Annotated in this window: 12 protein-coding genes; 7 read left to right on the top strand and 5 right to left on the bottom strand. The window is 60.3% G+C overall.

Translation table 11 applies throughout. The annotated features are described in order from the left end of the window. Nucleotides 1-772: 772 nt before the first annotated feature. The 3 genes from B0G71_RS23045 to B0G71_RS23035 all read left to right on the top strand — a co-directional run bounded on the left by B0G71_RS23045 (nt 773) and on the right by B0G71_RS23035 (nt 6,092). On the top strand, nt 773-2,326 hold the full coding sequence (locus B0G71_RS23045) for a penicillin-binding protein 2 (RefSeq protein ID WP_116148793.1): 1,554 nt from the start codon (nt 773-775) through the stop codon (nt 2,324-2,326). 558 nt (nt 2,327-2,884) lie between these two features. Then, nucleotides 2,885-4,231, top strand: a complete 1,347-nt coding sequence (locus tag B0G71_RS23040; RefSeq protein ID WP_116144442.1) for a sorbosone dehydrogenase family protein — start codon at nt 2,885-2,887, stop codon at nt 4,229-4,231. A gap of 526 nt (nt 4,232-4,757) precedes the next feature. Then, on the top strand, nt 4,758-6,092 hold the full coding sequence (locus B0G71_RS23035) for a DUF2254 domain-containing protein (RefSeq protein ID WP_309546267.1): 1,335 nt from the start codon (nt 4,758-4,760) through the stop codon (nt 6,090-6,092). 179 nt (nt 6,093-6,271) lie between these two features. On the opposite strand, the gene potE is transcribed toward B0G71_RS23035, so the two are convergent. From potE to B0G71_RS23010, 5 genes are all read right to left on the bottom strand, one after another. Next, nucleotides 6,272-8,518 (bottom strand): putrescine-ornithine antiporter, encoded by a 2,247-nt coding sequence (gene potE / locus B0G71_RS23030; protein WP_116144438.1) that lies wholly within the window; start codon nt 8,516-8,518, stop codon nt 6,272-6,274. A gap of 33 nt (nt 8,519-8,551) precedes the next feature. Beyond that, nucleotides 8,552-8,980, bottom strand: coding sequence for a hypothetical protein (locus B0G71_RS23025; protein WP_116144436.1), 429 nt, complete (start codon nt 8,978-8,980; stop codon nt 8,552-8,554). 71 nt (nt 8,981-9,051) lie between these two features. Beyond that, the gene (locus B0G71_RS23020; protein ID WP_116144434.1) at nt 9,052-10,842 is read right to left on the bottom strand and encodes a SulP family inorganic anion transporter; all 1,791 of its coding nucleotides are present in this window, start codon (nt 10,840-10,842) and stop codon (nt 9,052-9,054) included. Between the two features lie 121 nt (nt 10,843-10,963). Next, complete coding sequence (locus tag B0G71_RS23015) at nt 10,964-11,695, bottom strand: carboxypeptidase-like regulatory domain-containing protein (RefSeq protein WP_147308699.1); 732 nt, start codon at nt 11,693-11,695, stop codon at nt 10,964-10,966. 376 nt (nt 11,696-12,071) lie between these two features. Beyond that, nucleotides 12,072-13,493 carry a DUF2252 domain-containing protein gene (locus B0G71_RS23010; RefSeq protein ID WP_116144430.1) on the bottom strand — a complete coding sequence of 474 codons (1,422 nt, stop codon included), beginning with the start codon at nt 13,491-13,493 and terminating at the stop codon, nt 12,072-12,074. A 559-nt stretch (nt 13,494-14,052) separates the two neighbouring features. Between B0G71_RS23010 and B0G71_RS23005 the strand changes: the two genes are divergently transcribed. The 4 genes from B0G71_RS23005 to B0G71_RS22990 all read left to right on the top strand — a co-directional run bounded on the left by B0G71_RS23005 (nt 14,053) and on the right by B0G71_RS22990 (nt 19,252). Beyond that, nucleotides 14,053-14,961 (top strand): transporter, encoded by a 909-nt coding sequence (locus B0G71_RS23005; RefSeq protein ID WP_258875776.1) that lies wholly within the window; start codon nt 14,053-14,055, stop codon nt 14,959-14,961. A 476-nt stretch (nt 14,962-15,437) separates the two neighbouring features. After that, complete coding sequence (gene arcD / locus B0G71_RS23000) at nt 15,438-16,919, top strand: arginine-ornithine antiporter (RefSeq protein ID WP_116144428.1); 1,482 nt, start codon at nt 15,438-15,440, stop codon at nt 16,917-16,919. A gap of 12 nt (nt 16,920-16,931) precedes the next feature. Beyond that, nucleotides 16,932-18,191, top strand: coding sequence for an arginine deiminase (gene arcA / locus B0G71_RS22995; protein ID WP_220377328.1), 1,260 nt, complete (start codon nt 16,932-16,934; stop codon nt 18,189-18,191). 50 nt (nt 18,192-18,241) lie between these two features. After that, nucleotides 18,242-19,252, top strand: coding sequence for an ornithine carbamoyltransferase (locus B0G71_RS22990; protein WP_116144424.1), 1,011 nt, complete (start codon nt 18,242-18,244; stop codon nt 19,250-19,252). Nucleotides 19,253-19,297: the final 45 nt, after the last annotated feature.

Below are 19,297 nucleotides of genomic sequence, written 5' to 3'. Positions count from 1 at the left end.
TGAGTATACACGCGCTATTCGGACGCTGGGCGCCGACGGCCTTGATGCGTACCGGGAGATGCCGGCGCAGACGCGGATCAGGCGGTCGTCCATGCCTTGAAGGGGCTGGAGTGCCGGTTGAGCGCAGGACGGGAGCCGGCCCGTTTCTGACAGCATTCGTTTGTGTTGCCTTGATGTCCTGCTCCGCGCAAGATTCAGTGTTTTCCAAAGCACCGAAATATTCCGCTGCGTCTGAACAGGATCTTTCGTCTGTAGTCGAATGCATCGCTGATCGGTGGGAGCGAAGCACCCGTCACTTACATCGATCGCGTGTCGGGTCGACAGTGCGTTTGCAGGGGCGCACCTTCTTTCGGGGCGTGCCGATCGGCGTCAAGGCGTGGCATGCCGCCGGGCGCACCGAAGTACAGTTTTTTGAAGGGCGCGCGGCAGACCGGATCTACCTGCTTTCAATCAGGGACTGCTTGCGCTAGCGGGAGAATGAAAAGCGCTCCGTGCTAGTATCGCGCGACACCTGCGAGCTTCTCGCGTTTGCGGCTCGCGTCTTTCCAGTGACGACGGCCTGGCCGCGTGCTCCGACACGGACCCGATGCGCTTTTACCAGAAGACTATCAACTTTTCCCGGCAATCCAGCAGGCAACAGAACTTGCCCCGATGGCGCTCGCGCGCGATCGGCGTGGCGTTCTCGGCAGCGTTTCTGTCGCTTGCTGTGCGAGCCCTCTGGGTGCAAGGAATCAATGATGATTTCTATCAGAAGCAGGGCGATTTGCGCCAGGTGCGCGAGTTCGGCATTCATGCGTCGCGCGGGCGCATTCTCGATCGCGACGGCCGCCCGCTCGCACTAAGCCTGCCCACCCGCGCGCTGTGGATGGACGCTTCGGATACCGAGCCGTTATCGGCTGCGAAGGAGGAGTCGCTTGCCCACCTGCTCCATATCGATCCACAGCGGATCGACGCGATTGCTTCTTCACGCACGTCATTTGCATACCTACGCCGGCAGGTGCCATTGGACGTTGCAGCGCGCGTCATACGGCTCGATGTGCCGGGCGTACATGCACAGCGCGATTACTGTCGCTACTATCCTGAAGGAGCAATCGCAGCACCCGTGGTCGGCTTTGCCGGCGTGGAAGGCACGGGGCAAGAAGGCATAGAAAAGGTGGACAACGCACGGTTGACTGGCCGTGATGGCAGTCGCCGCGTGCTGCGCAACGCAGGTGGCCAGGTGATCGACACGCTCTCGCTGAAGCAGCCCATGCGTGGCAAGGACGTCACGCTTTCAATTGATCAGCCTATTCAGTACGCGACATTTAGCGCGCTCCGCGCAGCGGTCGAACGGACCAATGCGCACTCGGGTTCGGCGATCCTACTGGACGCGCATACGGGCGAGATCCTCGCGATGGCGAACTGGCCCAGTTTCGATCCGAATCTCCGTGCAGGGCGGACCGGGGCGGGGGTGCGCAATCATGCGGTGACCGATGTGTTCGAACCAGGCTCGGTGATGAAGCCCCTGACTATTGCGTTGGCGTTGCAACGCGGGGATGTCTCTGCGCACTCCTTGGTTCCTACAGATGGCGGAAGATTACGGCTCGATGGCGCGGTGATTCACGACGACAAGAACTTCGGTACGTTGACAGTTTCTGGCGTATTGCAGAAGTCGAGCAACATCGGTACGACTAAGATTGCCCTGCTGATGAGGCCGCGCGACATGTGGATGAATTTCCGCGCGGTCGGCGTCGGGCGCGCGCCGCGTGCCGGTTTGCCTGGCGCCGCCGCGGGCACATTGCGTCCTTATCGGCAGTGGCGTCGGATTGAACAGGCGACCATGTCATACGGCTATGGCTTGTCGGCGTCCCTGTTGCAACTCGCGCAGATGTACACGGTGTTTGCAAATGACGGCGTGTTCCTGCCCGCAACGATTCATGCGCGACGCGGCAAGCCTGTGTACGGCCGCCGGGTCTATTCGCCAGCTGTCAGCGAACAGGTGCTGACGATGCTGCGTTCCGTCGTTTCCGACGACGGAACGGCGCCACAAGCGGCGGTACCTGGATACACCGTGGCGGGAAAAACCGGCACGGCTTATCGCTGGACAACGCGTGGATACGACCGGTCGCAGTTTCGGGCGAGTTTTGTCGGGGTCGTTCCCGCCCAACATCCGCGCGTGATTATCGCGGTGTCGATCGACCGGCCACGTCAAGGCTCGCATTTCGGAGGCGCCGTTGCTGGTCCCGTATTTTCTGAAGTCGCGACAAAAACCATGAGTCTGCTGGGCGTCATGCCTGACGACCCCGGCTCGCGCTTTGTGGAAGACAAGAGCGCGCCGATCACGTGATTAATCGATCCGCCGGCTACAGTGCGCGGCTGCAGCCGCGCGACCTTCAAGTGACACACATTTATTTTCGGCCTGCAACATAGTCGAGGTTACCCGGTGCCGTTGCGTCGTCCGCGCAGAAATTCTTCTGGGCACGATCCGAGTGTGGTCGCCGCAGACATTCGTCAAACCTTACTTTGAGACCACGCATCTGGTGGCGGCGTCCTTTTCGCTCGCTCGGTCTCGCGCATATGCCGGACAATTCATTTCGTAGACTCGCCAATTCTGCTTATCAAGTTGTCACAATTTGATTGAGTGGAGGACAGCGCGCGCAGCTTGCGGAATTTTGAACCGAAGACCCAAAAAGAGCATTGCACAAATCGAACCCATGCTAGCGGGCCGTGCCTTAAGGAAATCTGATGCTGGGTAGGGCGGCCGTGCCAGCACAACGAGCACGCCTGAAGGCGGAGGACTTTCGATCAAGCATGGATCAATTCGCGCATTAGCAGGCGATGTCAAGGCCAGTTTCTTGCTGATCCCTCAGGCATCATTAACCGACCATCATCGATGGGAACCTACATGCGCCTGCTAAATCGTCTGGTTGTTTCCATGGTTTTGCCCTTGGCTTCCTGTGCAATCGGACCATCAAGTTCAGGCGACGCGGGCTTCGGCGCGTCGCCGGCCATTCCGGCTCCGGAATCGTCGATGATTCCAATGGTCAACATCGCGCCCGTTCAGGCGCGCCCCGACGGCTTCTTGCCCACCGCTCCCGCCGGCTTTCTCGTCACCGAATTTGCCGGTGGTCTCGCCCATCCGCGCTGGCTTTACACCCTGCCCAACGGTGACGTACTCGTAGCGGAGAGCGACGCGCCAAAAGAACACGATGAAGGCAGCGGCCTGTTCGGCTGGGTCAGAAAGCAGGTCATGAAGCGCGCCGGCTCCGGTGTGCCGAGCCCCGATCGTATCGTGCTGTTACGCGACGCGGACGGCCGCGGCGTCGCCAGGACACAGACTGTGTTTCTGCGCGACCTGCATTCGCCGTTCGGAATGGCGCTCATCGGCAATCAACTCTATGTTGCCGATACGGACGCTCTGCTGCGCTTCGACTACGTGCCGGGCGCCACCCAGATTACAAGCCCCGGCGTCAAGGTTGCCGACTTGCCGGCCGGGCCGATCAACCATCACTGGACCAAAAATATTCTGGCCGACCGCTCAGGCAAGCATCTGTACATCACGGTGGGATCGAACAGCAACGCAGGGGAAAATGGAGTCGGCGCCGAAGAAGGGCGGGCGCGCATCCTCGTGTTTGATATCGACACGGGCCATGTGCGGCCCTATGCGACGGGATTGCGCAATCCCAACGGACTTGCCTGGCAACCGGAAAGTGGCGCGTTGTGGGCGGCAGTCAACGAGCGGGACGATCTCGGCAACAATCTTGTCCCCGACTACATGACCGCCGTGAAAGATGGCGCATTCTATGGCTTTCCATACAGCTATTACGGGCAGCACATCGACACTCGCGTCAAACCGCAACGCCCCGATCTGGTGGCAAAGGCCATCCCGCCTGACTATGCGCTCGGCAATCATACGGCTTCGCTAGGTCTGGTCTTTTACGACCGGACGCTGTTCCCGGCTCACTATCGCGGAGGCGCCTTCGTTGGCCAGCATGGATCGTGGAACCGTAAGCCGCATAGCGGCTACAAAGTGGTGTTCGTGCCGTTTGTCGATGGAAAGCCTGCCGGCACACCTGAAGATTTTCTGAGCGGCTTTCTGATGGCGGACGGCCACGCCGTTGGGCGGCCGGTCGGCGTCGCGCTGGACGCGCACGGCGCCTTGCTGGTGGCCGACGACGTGGGTAACGCTGTCTGGCGAGTCGCGCCGCGCGACAAGGCCAAAACGGCGGGCATCGCGCCGGCAGGTAAATGACTCGGTCGTGGCCGCTTTGTTCCCAGGCAGGGCCGACGCAAGGTCATCTGGCAAATGGCGTATGTGGCACGCAGTGCGGCCTGGCCGCGATAAGGATCGAGAGGAAATGAAATCAATACGCACAGTAGCGCTTATCTTGCATGGGCGTAGCATTGATCCGCAGCGCGGAAGATGGTTGCCGCTGCGGGCATGCCATCTGGCCGATCAATTTTTCATGCTAAGGCTGGACTGGGCCCGTCCCAATGTGCACCTGACTCAGCCGGTGATCGACACGCGGCCTCGTCCTCATCGATTGCTCCTGCCTGAACACGCGACGAGTGAAGTTCAGGCCGCGAAGCCGGGAAAGGCCGGTGCGGGATGTCTTCAACAACTCACAATTTTTCATGACATCGATTCAGTAGACGCGCCAGCCGCATGGCGCAGCGCAAATGTGGCGTGGTAATGATGCGGCACACGCTGCGTGGTCTCCTCCACGCAGTGATGTACGAGAAACACGCCGCGTCATTGACCATATGATTGTGTGGGCATGTGGCGACGCCGGTTCGTACGGGAGATGCAGATGATAGGGCGATGGCAATGGGTACTGAAACGGATCGTCAGGCGCCTATGGTTTCGTGCGGGCCTTTTATCCGCTCTTGGTGTGGCAACAGCACTGCTTGCGCTAGGCGTCAAGAGATACATTCCAGAGAGCCTTTCGGCGCATATTGGGGCGGACGCAGTCGACAATATCCTTGGCATCATCGCGTCAAGCATGCTTGCAACGACAACGTTTTCGCTGAATATCATGGTGTCAGCATTTGGCTCGTCAACGAACACCGTAACGCCGCGGGCGACGCCGCTCCTCGTCGAGGACACCACGACACAGAATGTTCTCGCAACCTTTATCGGCTCATTCCTGTTCAGTCTCGTCGGGATCATCGCGCTCAGTACCGGTCTGTACGGGAACAACGGAAGGGTCGTGATGTTCGCGGTTACGATCTGCGTCATCGCGCTCATCGTTTACACCTTGCTACGCTGGATTGACCACCTCGCCCGTCTTGGGCGATTGGGCGAAACCACGGATCGTGTCGAGGCGGCGGCGATTGCTGCACTGGAAGATCGCCGGCGGCGGCCTTTTCTTGGAGGCGCCCGGCTTTTCGATTGTCGCGACGTACCCCCAAACGCGAAAGCTATCCATGCGTGCAGCGTCGGTTACGTAATGCATGTCGATATCCCGGCACTGGCCCGCCTGACTGACCACGGAAGCAGCGCAATATATGTGCGGGCGATTCCGGGATCATTCGTCGATCTGCAGACTGTTCTGGCAAGCGTCGTGAGCACCAGGGCTATCGATGAGGAGCAGGTTCGGGCCGCGTTTTCGATCGGTGTGCGCCGATCGTTTGATCAGGACCCCAGGTTCGGCATCTCGGTCCTGACGGAGATCGCGTCGCGTGCGCTCTCGCCGGCCGTGAACGACCCGGGAACGGCCATAGATGTGATCGGTCGCGGCGTGCGGATACTTTCAATGTGGGCGCAACCCGGCGAGGTGAATGCTGAGGCCCACGTAGACTGCGACCGGATCTTCGTTCCTGGTCTGAAACTGGATGATATGTTCGACGACTTCTTCGGCCCCATCGCCCGTGACGGTGCAGGACTCGTGGAAGTGGGGATGCGACTGCAGAAGGCGCTTGAGTCGCTTGGGCGCCTGCACAGCGCGGGCTATCAGGCTGCCGCTCAAAGACATTCCGAGCTTGCATTGAGACGTGCGGAACTCGCGTTGCAGCTGGAGGAAGACAAGGAGGTGTTGCGGGTCCTCGCATCGAGGGTCGGTAAGACCCAAGGCAAATTTGCATCAAAATCGAGAAATTGGCCATGCTTCTGAAGAAACGGTTAGAGGTTTAGGTTCGCGGACTCTGGGATGCGGACATCTGAACTTTGGACTGACACTGTAATTGTTGATAATTTATATTATGTCAAATATAGTCGACTTGCAGATAGATGCGGTTGTCGCGGGCAGGCGTTGAGATGAGCACTCGGAGAAAGGCAGCAGCATGCGCGATCTCATTCAGGTAAGGCACTCATCCGGAAAAAATTGCGTGCGTCTGCGTCTGGCTCCCCAAACCACCTTCCGTACACACCGGCAAACTCGGGTGACCTGAACATACGGCTGAGGGTCTGATCTACCAACAGGCGCAGGTCGTCGTCTCCCCGCGCCATGCCGATTGCCACTGGAATTGTCGTGAAATGACGATCGAGCACTGTCAGATCGGTGGCTGCAGAACTCTCACTCGTCATTGCAAGCAGCAGCGAGCGTTCCGCGAAAAAGACGTTCGATTGACGGCTAATGACCTTTTGCACGCCCACCTCGACGGATGAGACCGGAACGACTTTCGCCGCAATCTCGAACTCATTCAGCTTGCCGGACAGCCACCGCTGCGCCTGAGATCCGGAGACGACCGAAATCGTCTGCGGGGACAGAAGCTGCGCGGGGGATGCGCGCCATATCGGGCGCGACGGGCCGGCACCGGACAAGACATCGCGCAGTCCGGCAGGCGCATCGGTGCGAAGGACGGCACCGATCCCCCCCGGATACACCGGGATGGAAAATGACATGCTCTGTCTGCTGGCCAGCGTGTCGGTTGCGCCACACAGCAGGTCGATCCGCTTGTCATGCAGCGCGCGAATATCATCGCCTGGCTGGAGTGGCACCCACTGGACCTTGAGCGCAGCAGTCCTCAACTCGCTGCCGATGTGTTCTGCGACCTTCTGGCACAGCGTGATCATGTAGCCCATCACCTGCCCGGCGTCATCCTTATAAGCAAATGGACGCGCGCCGCTGAGATAGCCCATGTTGATACTGCCCGACTGCCTGATTCGCAGAAGCGTCCCGCTCGTTGGCTGGTCCTGTGCATGCGCCGGTTGTGGGATGAAGGCTGAAAGCGCGAGCAGGGCTATGGCCATCGCGGCAGCCGCGGACGCCCCAGCAATCCGACCCCTTGAGCCCGCTGAGCTGAAGCGAGGAGCCAGGAAACCATAGACCGCATAACCGATCGCCATGACCAGCATACCGCCCAGCACCGCGTCCTTGCCCGACGCGTAAATCGCGTAGACAGAGTACGCCAGCGCCAACAACGTCACCGCCGCATTACGACGATACCTGGCTGGTGGCGTGCTGGCATTGCGCATCATCACAAACAGGGCCGACAGTGAAATGATATAGGGAAGCACATTGGTCACGACGGCCAGATTGACGAGCGCCGCGAACTGTTCGCTCAGATTCGGCGAAATCGTGGAAAGGGCCATTACCGATTGCACGATTGCCATGATGACCATGCCGGCGATCGGCGCTCCCATTCGGTTCGCCTTGCCAAAAATCGCAGGAAACACCCTGGTTTCCGAAGCGTCCTTGGCCGTCTGCGCGAGCGTGAATTGCCAGCCGAGCAGAGAACCGACGCATGCCATCGCGGCCAGTGCCATGACAATGGAGCCGATGGTCGGATTGAACATCCGCGCGAAGGCGAGCCCGAACGGACCCGTCGATTTGGCGAGATCCGCATTCGGTACGATGCCCTGGATTACGGCCGTAGACAAAATGTAGATTACCGCTGCGCCCAAGGTGCCGAACATGCATGCCAAAGGAACATCGCGCTTCGGATTTTCGACCGCCGATGAGTTCTGCACCGCCGATTCCATGCCGAGAAACGCCCACAAGGTCAGCGAGATGCTCGACCCCATGCCTTCAACGAGGCGCAGCCCCTTCGGGTTCCATGCGGCTGCGAAAGTCGCGCCATGGAACCAGAACCAGCCGGCGACCGAAATGAACCCGACAGGCAGGATGACACCCCATACCGTCACTGAGCCGATACGCCCCGTTATCTTCGGCCCACCGAAATTGGCGATGGTGGTCAGCCAAAGAAGGCCGACCACACCGATACAGGTTGCAACGGGCGAAGATACCAGTACCGGGAAGAATGCGGCGAGATAGCCGAGTGCCGAGCTTGCGACTGCCACATTCGCAATCGCAATCGACAGGAAGTACAACAGGAACACCTGAAAGTAACCGTCCTTGCCATATGCGTCCTCGGCGTAGGCGGCCATGCCGCCCGCACGCTGATTGAGCAGCCCCGCTTCCGCGAAACCGTATGCGATGGCGAGCGATCCTATTGCGGTGACCACCCACGACAGCAACGAAATCGCCCCGACTTTCGCCATGTTGGTGGGCAGCATGATGATGCCCGAACCCATCATGTTGACGGTGACGATGAACGTCAGCTGCACGACGTTCATCTTTTTGAGTTGATCAGCCATGATGACTCCCCTCCTGGTCCCGACCAGGTGCGATTATTCGCGGACGACGTAGGTATAGAACCTGATGCGGCCGTCTTCGGGTTCCTGAAACACGCCTTGCACTTCGTAGTTGAAGCCTGGAAAACGATTCAACGACGCCTGGAAAGCCATGAAATAGTCCGCGGCGCACTCGATGACCCAACCGGAACGTCGTGCCTCGCGCGCGAGACGCGTCAGAGCTGAACCTGAACACCAGACATGACAGGTTGAGGGTGAAGATTCGATCGAGAATCGAATGCGCTTCGCCAGGATCGACGGCAAGAAACCCGCGTTGCAGTTCATATGCATCATGCGTCGCCAGCCACTCGCCGAGGTATCCGCTATGCGTTTCAGGGCGATGCCTGCCATCAGGGCGAGAATCGGCACGACCCACAGCGACGATCTCACATAGCTGATCACGCTGTATCCTGTGTTCCAGGCCATGCCGGTCTCCCTTCCCACGCGTCGCAAATACTGGGCACCCGAGCGGACCGCTGCGCGGCCACACGACCGCATCAGGCCACCGTTCCAGCACCTGGCAGAGTTCCGGGATCGGTGCCCACCGACGTCGTGACCTTCGTTTCGATGCCGCGCAGGAACGCCTCGATCACGTCGTCCACCGAGACGCGACGTCCAAAATCGCCGATCTGCTCTTCCAGTCCTTCCGCGCGCAGAATATCGCGTGCGCCGGCGTGGGCGGTAACGATGCGCAGGCGCATTCCAGCTGCGACAAGAGCCGCATGCAATGTCGCGAGCATGCGTGCGCCCGCAATGTCCACCGTCGGAGAAGTGGAAAGATCGCATATCACCAGCTTGACGGGTTGCGTGCTCGACCGAATCCGCTCCAATACCGTCGCGCGGACATGTTCGGCGTTGAAGTAGAGCAATGACGCTTCGATCCGGAATATGAGGACACCCGGAATCGCCTCGTTGTCCGGATGGCGCTCGATATCCGAATATCGTTTCGTGCCTGGAATGCGTCCGAGGACGGCCACATGCGGATGCGCGGCTCGCCTGATCAGCAGCAGCATCGACGCGAGCACGGCGAAGATCACACCCTTCAGAATGCCAAGCAGCAGGACGGCCGCAAATGCGACTATCGATACCAGAAACTCGTAACGACTTACGCGCCACACGTGGCGCAATTCGCGAATGTCCACGAGCCCCTTGACCGCCACCAGTACGATCGCAGCCAGCACGACGTTCGGCAGGTTGGTGAGCAGGCCCGTCAGGAACACCAGGCACAGACCGATGGCGATTGAAGCGAACACAAGCGCAAGCGGCGTCCTGGCACCGGCCTTGTCGTTGACGGAAGACTGCGACAGGCCGCCCGCTACCGGGTAGCCTTGAAAGACACCCGCGGCGAGATTGGCCACGCCCAAGCCCAGCAATTCCTGTCGCGGATCGATTTCGTAGCGGTTCTTTTGCGCAAGGGCGCGCGCAGCCGAAACGCTTCCCACATACGATAACAGCATGCACGCGAACGCCAATGGAATGACACCATCCACGTCGCGCACCCGCAGCGCGGGAAATTGGAACTCGGGCAAGCCGCGGGGCAACGCACCGACTACCTTGAATCCCATCTCGCCCAGTGGCGTCACCGAAAGAAGCACGATGGACAGCACCACGACGAACAATGCGACCGGCCGCCCAGGCAGAAATCTTTCGCCTAGCAGCAGCAGTGCTAGCGCACCGACACCGAACGCCAGCACAGCGACATGCGTGTCGGGAAGCTGCCCGGCCAGAATACCGATGCGCTCGAAAAACTCCTCGCCGCCCCCCTTGACCCCAAACAGCTTGGGCAATTGAGTCAGCGCGATGGTCAGCGCCGCGCCGGCCTTGAAGCCGAGCAATATCGTCTCGCTGATGAAGTTGACGAGCGAGCTTAGCCGCAGAATCCACGCCAGCAGGCACATGAGTGCGATCAGTATCGCGGTCAGCGCCGCGATGGAAGCGAATCGGCCAGGATCGCCGCCGGCCATATCCACGACGGTCACACCGACGAGCATCGAGATTGCCGAAGTGGGACCGATTGCCAGTTGGCGCGACGAGCCGAACAGCGCGTAGAAAAGACCGCCAACCAGATAGCAGTAGATACCGTATTGCGGTGGCAGTCCGGCAAGCGTCGCATAGGCAAGCGACACGGGTATTCCATAAGCCGCGAGCGTCACGCCCGCTATGGCGTCGGATGAAAGCCACCGCAACTGATAATGGGCTAACCATTGCGCCGGCGGAAATATCGCGCGCCAGCCTCTGGCAGGCGCCGTATTCGCGACATCGACGATGTCGACGTGTTCATCAGCCATCGCACGCTCCTTCTGGCGGTTGAGCAGTAGCGGGACTCCACCCAATCGTTCGAGTCCCGTCACCGGCGCCGTACGTGGTCGTCTTCCGCGGGCAACCGCGGCAACGGAAAACCTTCGATCCTCATCCACCGGAGCCGGGCCGCTCCGCCGGCCACATCATGGCAACGTTGACGCCTCCGCGCGGCGGTATATCGACGCGTCGCGAGCGTTCGACGCCGTTCAGCGTTGCGCTGAGCCGGTAATGCCCCGGCGGAACCTGTGCGTAGAGATACGGGCCGTCTGAAGTTGCCGCGAAAATCAATTTGCCGTCGGCCTGCGACAGACGCACGGAGACGCCGGACACGAACTCCCCGGTACTCGTGGAAAAGCGTGCACGCATGCTGTAGCCTGAAGCAACACTGCGCATCGCGGCCACCTCGTCCTGGCCCACGCCACCCGTCACGTAAGCAATGCCCCGGTTCTGAGCGACGGGCAGCCCCGCAGCACCGGACGAACTCGATTTGCCAGTGCCCGCAGCGCCAGGACCACAGTTCATGCCCATGCCCATGTGCATGCCACTGCCATCGCCCATCATCGGTTGATGATCGCGCATGCCAGGCGGAAGTTCGACGCCCTGCTCCGCTGCACGCGCGATCATCGTCTCGTGCCACTTTTGCGCGATTGCCTGACGCTCTGCCGGCGTCGCGGCCTCGCGCATCTGCGTGCAGAAGTCAGCGCGCTCGGCGGCCGTCGTCAATTGAGCGGCGGACGACGCCCGCGGTGGTTGCGCCAGGGTTTCGAACGGGAAATCAAGGGCAAGACACGCGATCGCACACAGCGCCACCTTAAGTAGCCCAGAAGATAACGTATGCATGGCAGGTCTCCGCGAATGTGTCCCGCATGAATTGACTCTAGGCACCGCATGCCCCCACTCCGTTGATCTGAGTCAAGCGCAGGCGGCACGACTTCGCGATCCGGCGGTCCGTCGATGGCATTTGCACGACGTCACGGTGATCCACCCCGTCATATCTCATGGGGCGCTACTCGAAGCGTATCGAACGCCGCAGTGCGTGTGCCGTCAAGGCACCGTCGTGCCGGGAGGACTGGATGAACGGCCGCACTCGCAATCAATGCAAACAGAAGGGCAAGCCACCCTGTCAACCTGTCAACCGCAGCATCTTTCTTTCCGCGGTCACGGAGGACCGGGGGATCCCCTGGTTCTCCAGTGACGACATCCCAGCACTCCTGGCCTAGTCCTCTGTGATCGTCTGAATCCGGCCTTCACGAATCGCGTGGATAAACTCACGGTAGTCGCGCCGGTTCTGTGAGCCGTATTCCGTCGCGAATTCGGTGATCGCGTCGTCGAAGGTCTGGCCTGAACCCATATACCCCGCCATCAGTGCGGCATCACCCGAGCGTGCGTGAGCGCGCGCCAGCGCATGCGCGCACATGCGCGCGTACAGCCGGAGCATGCCCGTGTCGAGCGTCTCGATGACCACGGACATTTTCATGTCGCGCAACTGACGGATATAGAACTCGCGTTCATTCCGTCCCCGGCTCCAGCCGAGAAACACATCGCTAGCGGATTGCATGATGCGTTGGCCGGCGACCACGCGCTCGCCGTGGGTCGGATGCAGACTCTTGCCCGCATACGGCTCGAGCACCGATGCCTTTGCCTCCTTCACCTGCAGGAACAATGGGTCGTTATCGGAGGCCATGAAGAGGCCCACACCACACATCGTGCCGACGCTGCCCACACCCACTACCTTGAGCGCCAGATCGACGAGATGGTATCTGTCGAACAGTATGCGCACATGTTCGGCAAGGCTCTCGCGATATGAGGCGATCGCGCCCGCGTAACCCGATTGAAGACCGGGGGCGATATCTTCAGTGGGATGAAAGATGAGCGGGGGCTCGTCCTTGATCCGGGGCTGTGCGCCTTCCTCCGTGACGAGTTTCGGATATAGATGGTCGGGCACGGTCTTGCGGCGTTCGACTTCGATTCGCTGCGCAATCCGCTTGCGCGCGGCTTCCACGATTCCGGGGTCGCTCGACCGAACCTCGTACTTCTGCAGGTCGATTCTGTCGTACCAGACGTCGAGCGCGCGCATCGACGCGTAATCGTGCATTCGCTCGCGGTATTCGCGCGCGAGATCCGTCGCGATACGTATCGTATCGCCGTAGGGCAGCTCCAGATGCTGGGCTGCGATCACAACGCTCGCTGCGAGCCGCTTCAGATCCCACTCGAACGGGGCAGGCAGCGTCTCGTCGAAATCGTTGAGGTCGAAGATCATGTTGCGCTCCGGCGTCGCGAAGCCGCCGAAGTTCATCAGGTGCGCGTCTCCACATGCCTGCACGCGCAGGCCGCTGGTTGGCGTGGTGGCCAGGTCGGCCGCCATGACGGCGGCCGCGCCGCGATAGAACGCGAACGGCGATGCCGACATTCGGCCGAAGCGAATCGGTATCAGACTCGGAAGGCGCCTTTCATTGGACTCGATGAGCAGTTCGATCAGATCGCGCCGTTGCGCGGGCGACACCCATCCCCCTTGAGACGAGCGGGGCACCAAATCCCGTATGGCGCGCCCATCCGCCACCCTTTCATCAGGTGTACGGTATACCACGGGTTTTTCGCGTCTGTCGCTTGCGCCCTTGCGTGAAACGGCTTTGTCCATGACGACCCCCACGGATTTGGTCTTCGTTGGGTACCCCACGTTTTCGTTGGAAAGGCACACGAAACACTGGGGTCTGCAATGCCGAATGATCGTTCTGGTGGTTATCGCTCGACCTGCATTTGAAGATACTCGGCGATGCACCGACAGGCTTGATACAGGTCAACGCTTTTTTGACGCCGACGGTCGGCAACGCCATTCTCACCGCGGACATTGCAACGCGTACGCAAAGGCAAGTCAAACGCACTCGCCCTCGGACTTTGGTGCCGCCCCGCGTGGAATGAATCGGCTGCTGAATAACAGTTTTCACCCGAAGAAAAAGGCAGCCGACAATGCGAAGGACGTCAACGATCCGCGCATTGTTTCCTATAGTCGGGACAGGAGATGCTGTTCTGAGTGATCCGTATCAAACCTGACTCGCACTCTCCAGATAGCGTTTTGAAGTATCCACTAGCCGCCAGACATTCACCGCTGCCCCAATGGGCCGACTATGCAGGCTATGCGCTCACCGTCAGAACGGTCCTGCGTGCGGCCGCCTCCAGGCGTTCCGCATTTGCGACTCGTGCGCAAGCATCACGTGCGGTTCATCTGCACATCGCTGCTTTTATACGTGCTGCGAGCATCGGCTCAGGAGCTGGAGCCGCGCGCGTATTCGCCGGCTCCCGTCGGCACGAATTTCATCGGACTCACATACACCCATTTGGGCGGGCAGATCCTCACCGATCCGTCACTCCCTGTCACTGACGTTCAGGCAGGAATCAACTCGGTTTCCCTTGGATACCTGCACGTATTCGATCTTGCAGGATCCGCCGCGTCGCTCGGGCTGCTGGCGCCCTTCGTCAGCGGCGATGTGTCAGGCAACGTATTCGACTCGCCGAATCAGATACACCGCGCGGGGATGGGCGACTTGCGCGTCAGGTTCGCCATGGATCTGCTGGGCGGCCCCGCGCTCACACCGGACGAGTTCGCGCATCGGGTACCGGATACCGTCGTCGGCGCGAGTCTCACGATCGTGGCGCCGACGGGGCAGTACGAGCCCGCCCATCTGATCAACGTCGGAAGCAACCGCTGGGCGTTCAAGCCCGAGTTCGGGATTTCGCAGCCACTCGGAAACTGGTTTGCGGAAGTCACAGCCGGCGTGTGGCTCTTCACGGACAACGACTCGTTTGCAGGCAACAGGCGACGCAGTCAGGCGCCGCTCGCGGTGCTGCAACTTCATGGCGGATACACGTTCCGTCCCGGGCTATGGCTCGCCGTCGATGCGGGGTTCTTCGCGGGCGGCGCGACCAGCGTCAACGGTGTCCGCAATGACGACCGGCAGGACAACAGCCGTTTTGGCGTCACGCTCTCAATTCCCATCACGCGCAGTTGGTCAGCGAAACTCGCTGCATCAAAGGGTGTCGTGGTCAGGGCGGGAGGCAACTATAACGCGATTTCGCTGACCCTTCAGTATCTCTGGTTCAACAGATGACGCGGCTGGCCGAAAAGCGAAAAGATCGCCTCCACGCGTCGACTGACCATTGTGCGAGAGCGCAATCGGATTTCTCGCCCCTACGTTAGCTGTGCCCGAGACCTCTGTACTTCTGCGACCGGTCGCAGACCCCTATGCCGTCAACGCGCCGCATGCCAGATGAGATGTTGATTCAGATCAATCGGGACGGTACGGCAGTTCATATGCTGTGTATACGGTGATAGCCGGCCCGAGTGATCGCGCGGCATCCGGGGCGAACCGGATCGTCACCTCAAATGCCGGGTTGTCTCACAGCAAGGTTTTTCTTGAGTGATCAAGACTTTCAGTGAACGCTGAAACGAGCTGTTCAGATATTAAAAAGAACCGCGTTTTGCTAACGCGAACGCTGACCAAACTGCCTTGAAGCGTTGCATGCAGGTACAACTGGTGGATGACCGTGCGACGTCAGTTCTGCACGCTACCGAAGGAGAGGTTACATGTCTGATTCCATATCCCAGCCGGCATCCGGCGCGAATGCACAGCCTTCGACCACCTCCGCCGGCGCCCCGAAGCTTCATCTCGGCGCGCTGACCGCACTCGTGGTGGGATCGATGATCGGGGGCGGCATCTTCTCCTTGCCACAAAACATGGCCGTCAGCGCCGACGCCGGCGCGGTGTTGATCGGATGGGCCATCACTGCGGTCGGCATGCTGACGCTGGCGTTCGTTTTCCAGACACTCGCGAACCGCAAACCGGAACTCGATGGCGGCGTATATATCTACGCAAAGCAGGGCTTTGGCGACTACATGGGCTTTTCATCGGCTTGGGGATACTGGATTAGCGCATGGCTCGGCAACGTCGGATACTTCGTTCTGCTATTCGGCACCTTCGGCTATTTCTTTCCCATCTTTGGCGAGGGCAACACGCCCGCTGCAATTGCCAGTGCCTCCGTGCTGCTCTGGGGGGTTCACTTCCTCGTGCTGCGGGGTATCAAGGAAGCGGCCTTCGTCAACCTGGTCACGACGATCGCCAAGGTCGTGCCCATCGTATTGTTCATCCTGATCTGCGTGTTCGCGTTCAAGGCGCACGTCTTCACGAGTGACTTCCTCGGCTTGAACAGTCCGAAGCTCGGCAGCGTCGCGAACCAGGTCCGCGGCACGATGCTCGTGACGGTCTGGGTGTTCATCGGGATCGAAGGCGCCAGCATCTTTTCGGCGCGTGCCGAAAAGCGCACCGATGTCGGCAAGGCGACCGTCATCGGTTTCATCGGGGTTCTGCTGGTTCTCGTGCTAGTCAATATGCTGTCGCTCGGCATCATGAGGCGGCCCGAGCTCGCCGCGCTTCAAAATCCGTCGATGGCCGGCGTGCTCGAACACGTCGTCGGCCACTGGGGCGCGATTCTGATCAGTGTCGGCCTCGTGATTTCGCTTTTGGGCGCGTTGCTCTCGTGGGTGCTGCTTTGCGCCGAAATCATCTTTTCCGCTGCCCGGGACAGCACGATGCCGCGCTTCGTGCGCAAGGAAAACGCGAAGCATGTACCGGTGAATGCGCTTTGGCTCACCAATGGCCTGACGCAGATATTCCTGTTCATTACGCTGCTCTCGAAAGGGACCTACCTCTCGCTGATCTATCTGGCAACCTCGATGATCCTGCTCCCCTACTTCTGGTCCGCCGCCTATGCGCTGCTTGTCGCGTGGCGCCGTGAGACCTACGAGAGCGAACCGAAGCAGCGCAACAAGGACCTCCTGATCGCCGCGCTGGCCGTCGTCTACGCCGTCTGGCTGCTCTACGCCGGCGGGCTTAAGTATGTGTTGCTGTCCGCCCTGCTTTACGCGCCCGGGGCATTGCTGTTTGCCAAGGCGAAGCACGAAGCCGGGCAACCTGCCTTCACGTTCGTCGAAAAACTTGTCCTTGCGGCGGTCCTGATCGGCGCATTGGTAGCCGCGTTCGGCCTGTACAAAGGCTTCCTCACGCTCTGATTCCGGAGACACATGATGAATACGCAGACGATGAAGTACGGCGTCCATTCCGAAGCAGGCAAGCTGCGCAAGGTGATGGTCTGCTCGCCCGGCCTCGCGCATCAGCGTCTGACGCCAAGCAACTGTGACGAACTTCTGTTCGACGACGTAATCTGGCAAAGCCAGGCGAAGCGTGACCATTTCGACTTCGTCACCAAGATGCGTGAGCGCAATATCGAAGTGCTGGAGATGCACAATCTGCTTACGGAGACGGTGCACAACCCCGAGGCGCTCAAATGGATACTGGATCGCAAGGTGCGTACCGATACCGTCGGCATTGGACTGGCCGGCGAGGTGCGCGCATGGCTGGAGAGCCTCGAGCCCCGCAAGCAGGCCGAATTTCTGATTGGCGGCGTCGTGGCGGAAGACATCCCGGACACGGATGAATCCAACACGCTCAAGATGTTCCGCCAATATCTCGGCTATTCGAGCTTCGTGCTGCCCCCGCTGCCCAATACGCTATTCACGCGCGACACCACCTGCTGGATTTATGGCGGCGTCAGCCTCAACCCGATGTACTGGCCCGCCCGCCGACAGGAAACACTGCTCGCCACGGCGATCTACAAGTTTCATCCGGACTTCGTGAATCACGAGTTCGAGGTCTGGTATGGCGACCCGGATCGCGATCACGGCATGGCCACGCTGGAGGGTGGCGACGTGATGCCGATCGGCAAGGGCTTGCTGCTCGTCGGCATGGGCGAGCGCACGTCGCGTCAGGCCATCGGCGAACTCGCGCAGAATCTGTTCGCGAAGGGTGCGGTCGAGCGCGTCATCGTGGCCGGTTTGCCGAAGTCTCGCGCCGCGATGCACCTCGACACGGTATTCACGTTCTGCGATCGCGACGTGGTCACCGTGTTCCCCGAGGTCGTCAAGGAGATCGTCGCGTTCTCGGTACGCCCCGACAATTCGAGCGCGACGAGGCTCAACATTCGCCGGGAAGACAAGCCGTTTCTTGATGTCGTAGGCGACGCGCTCGGACTTCCAAAGCTGCGCGTCGTGGAAACGGGCGGCAACAGCTTCGCTGCCGAGCGCGAACAGTGGGACGACGGCAACAATGTCGTCTGCGTCGAGCCCGGCGTGGTGATCGGCTACGACCGCAATACCTATACCAACACGTTGTTGCGCAAGGCGGGCGTGGAGGTGATCACGATTACCGCGAGCGAACTGGGTCGCGGCCGTGGCGGCGGCCATTGCATGACATGCCCGATCGTGCGCGATCCCATCGACTATTGAGTGGCATGGCGGCCCGCGGCCGCCCAACCGACTCTCCGAAGGAGAACACCATGTCCTTCAACCTGCGTAACCGGAGCCTGCTGAGCCTGACGCATCACACCAATCGTGAATTGCGGTATCTGCTCGACCTGTCGCGCGACCTCAAGCGCGCCAAGTACACGGGCACCGAGCAACAGCATCTGAAGGGCGTCAACATCGCGCTGATCTTCGAGAAGACCTCCACCCGCACGCGCTGCGCGTTCGAAGTCGCGGCGTATGACCAGGGCGCGAACGTCACTTACATCGATCCGCACTCCTCCCAGATCGGCCACAAGGAGAGCATGAAGGACACGGCACGCGTACTGGGACGCATGTACGACGCGATCGAGTATCGTGGGTTCAAACAGGAAATCGTCGATGAGCTGGCGAAGTTCGCGGGCGTGCCTGTGTTTAACGGCCTGACCGACGAGTACCACCCGACCCAGATGCTCGCCGACGTGCTGACCATGCGCGAGCACAGCGACAAGCCGCTGACGGCAATCAGCTATGCGTACCTGGGTGACGCTCGCAACAACATGGGCAACTCGTTGCTGCTGATCGGCGCGAAGCTCGGCATGGATGTGCGGATCGGCGCGCCGAAAGCGCTTTGGCCGCATGCGGAGCACATTGAAATGTGCCAACGCTTCGCCGCCGAAAGCGGTGCGCGCGTCACGCTGACGGAAGATGCGAAAGCGGCGATCGCTGGGGTGGATTTCGTGCACACGGACGTCTGGGTGTCGATGGGCGAACCGATGGAAGCCTGGAATGAGCGCATCCAGCAACTGCTCCCCTATCAGGTCAACATGGATCTGATGAAAGCCGCACAAAATCCGCACGTGAGGTTCATGCACTGCCTGCCCGCGTTCCACAACTGCGAGACGGAAGTCGGCAAAGAGATTGCAGAGAAATATCCAGCGCTTGCGAATGGAGTCGAAGTGACTGAGGAGGTCTTCGAGTCGCCGTTGAATCTCGCATTCGAGCAGGCGGAAAACCGCATGCATACGATCAAGGCGATCCTCGTCTCGACACTTGCTGACATCTGAGCGAGCCCATCGAACTGGCCGCGACGCTGTGGCACGAGCTCAAGC

It is taken from the genome of Paraburkholderia sp. BL27I4N3 (assembly GCF_003386115.1).
GTDB lineage: Bacteria > Pseudomonadota > Gammaproteobacteria > Burkholderiales > Burkholderiaceae > Paraburkholderia.
Note: the sequence above shows the minus strand (reverse complement) of the source record. Positions and strands in the feature narration are given on the sequence as shown.

Excerpts from the sequence above, each read along its gene's own strand:
- B0G71_RS23040 (WP_116144442.1), top strand. The coding sequence starts at position 2,885 with ATGCGCCTGCTAAATCGTCTGGTTGTTTCCATGGTTTTGCCCTTGGCT.
- B0G71_RS23035 (WP_309546267.1), top strand. The coding sequence starts at position 4,758 with ATGTGGCGACGCCGGTTCGTACGGGAGATGCAGATGATAGGGCGATGG.
- potE (WP_116144438.1), bottom strand. The coding sequence starts at position 8,518 with ATGGCTGATCAACTCAAAAAGATGAACGTCGTGCAGCTGACGTTCATC.
- B0G71_RS23025 (WP_116144436.1), bottom strand. The coding sequence starts at position 8,980 with ATGGCCTGGAACACAGGATACAGCGTGATCAGCTATGTGAGATCGTCG.
- B0G71_RS23020 (WP_116144434.1), bottom strand. The coding sequence starts at position 10,842 with ATGGCTGATGAACACGTCGACATCGTCGATGTCGCGAATACGGCGCCT.
- B0G71_RS23015 (WP_147308699.1), bottom strand. The coding sequence starts at position 11,695 with ATGCATACGTTATCTTCTGGGCTACTTAAGGTGGCGCTGTGTGCGATC.
- B0G71_RS23010 (WP_116144430.1), bottom strand. The coding sequence starts at position 13,493 with ATGGACAAAGCCGTTTCACGCAAGGGCGCAAGCGACAGACGCGAAAAA.
- arcD (WP_116144428.1), top strand. The coding sequence starts at position 15,438 with ATGTCTGATTCCATATCCCAGCCGGCATCCGGCGCGAATGCACAGCCT.
- arcA (WP_220377328.1), top strand. The coding sequence starts at position 16,932 with ATGATGAATACGCAGACGATGAAGTACGGCGTCCATTCCGAAGCAGGC.
- B0G71_RS22990 (WP_116144424.1), top strand. The coding sequence starts at position 18,242 with ATGTCCTTCAACCTGCGTAACCGGAGCCTGCTGAGCCTGACGCATCAC.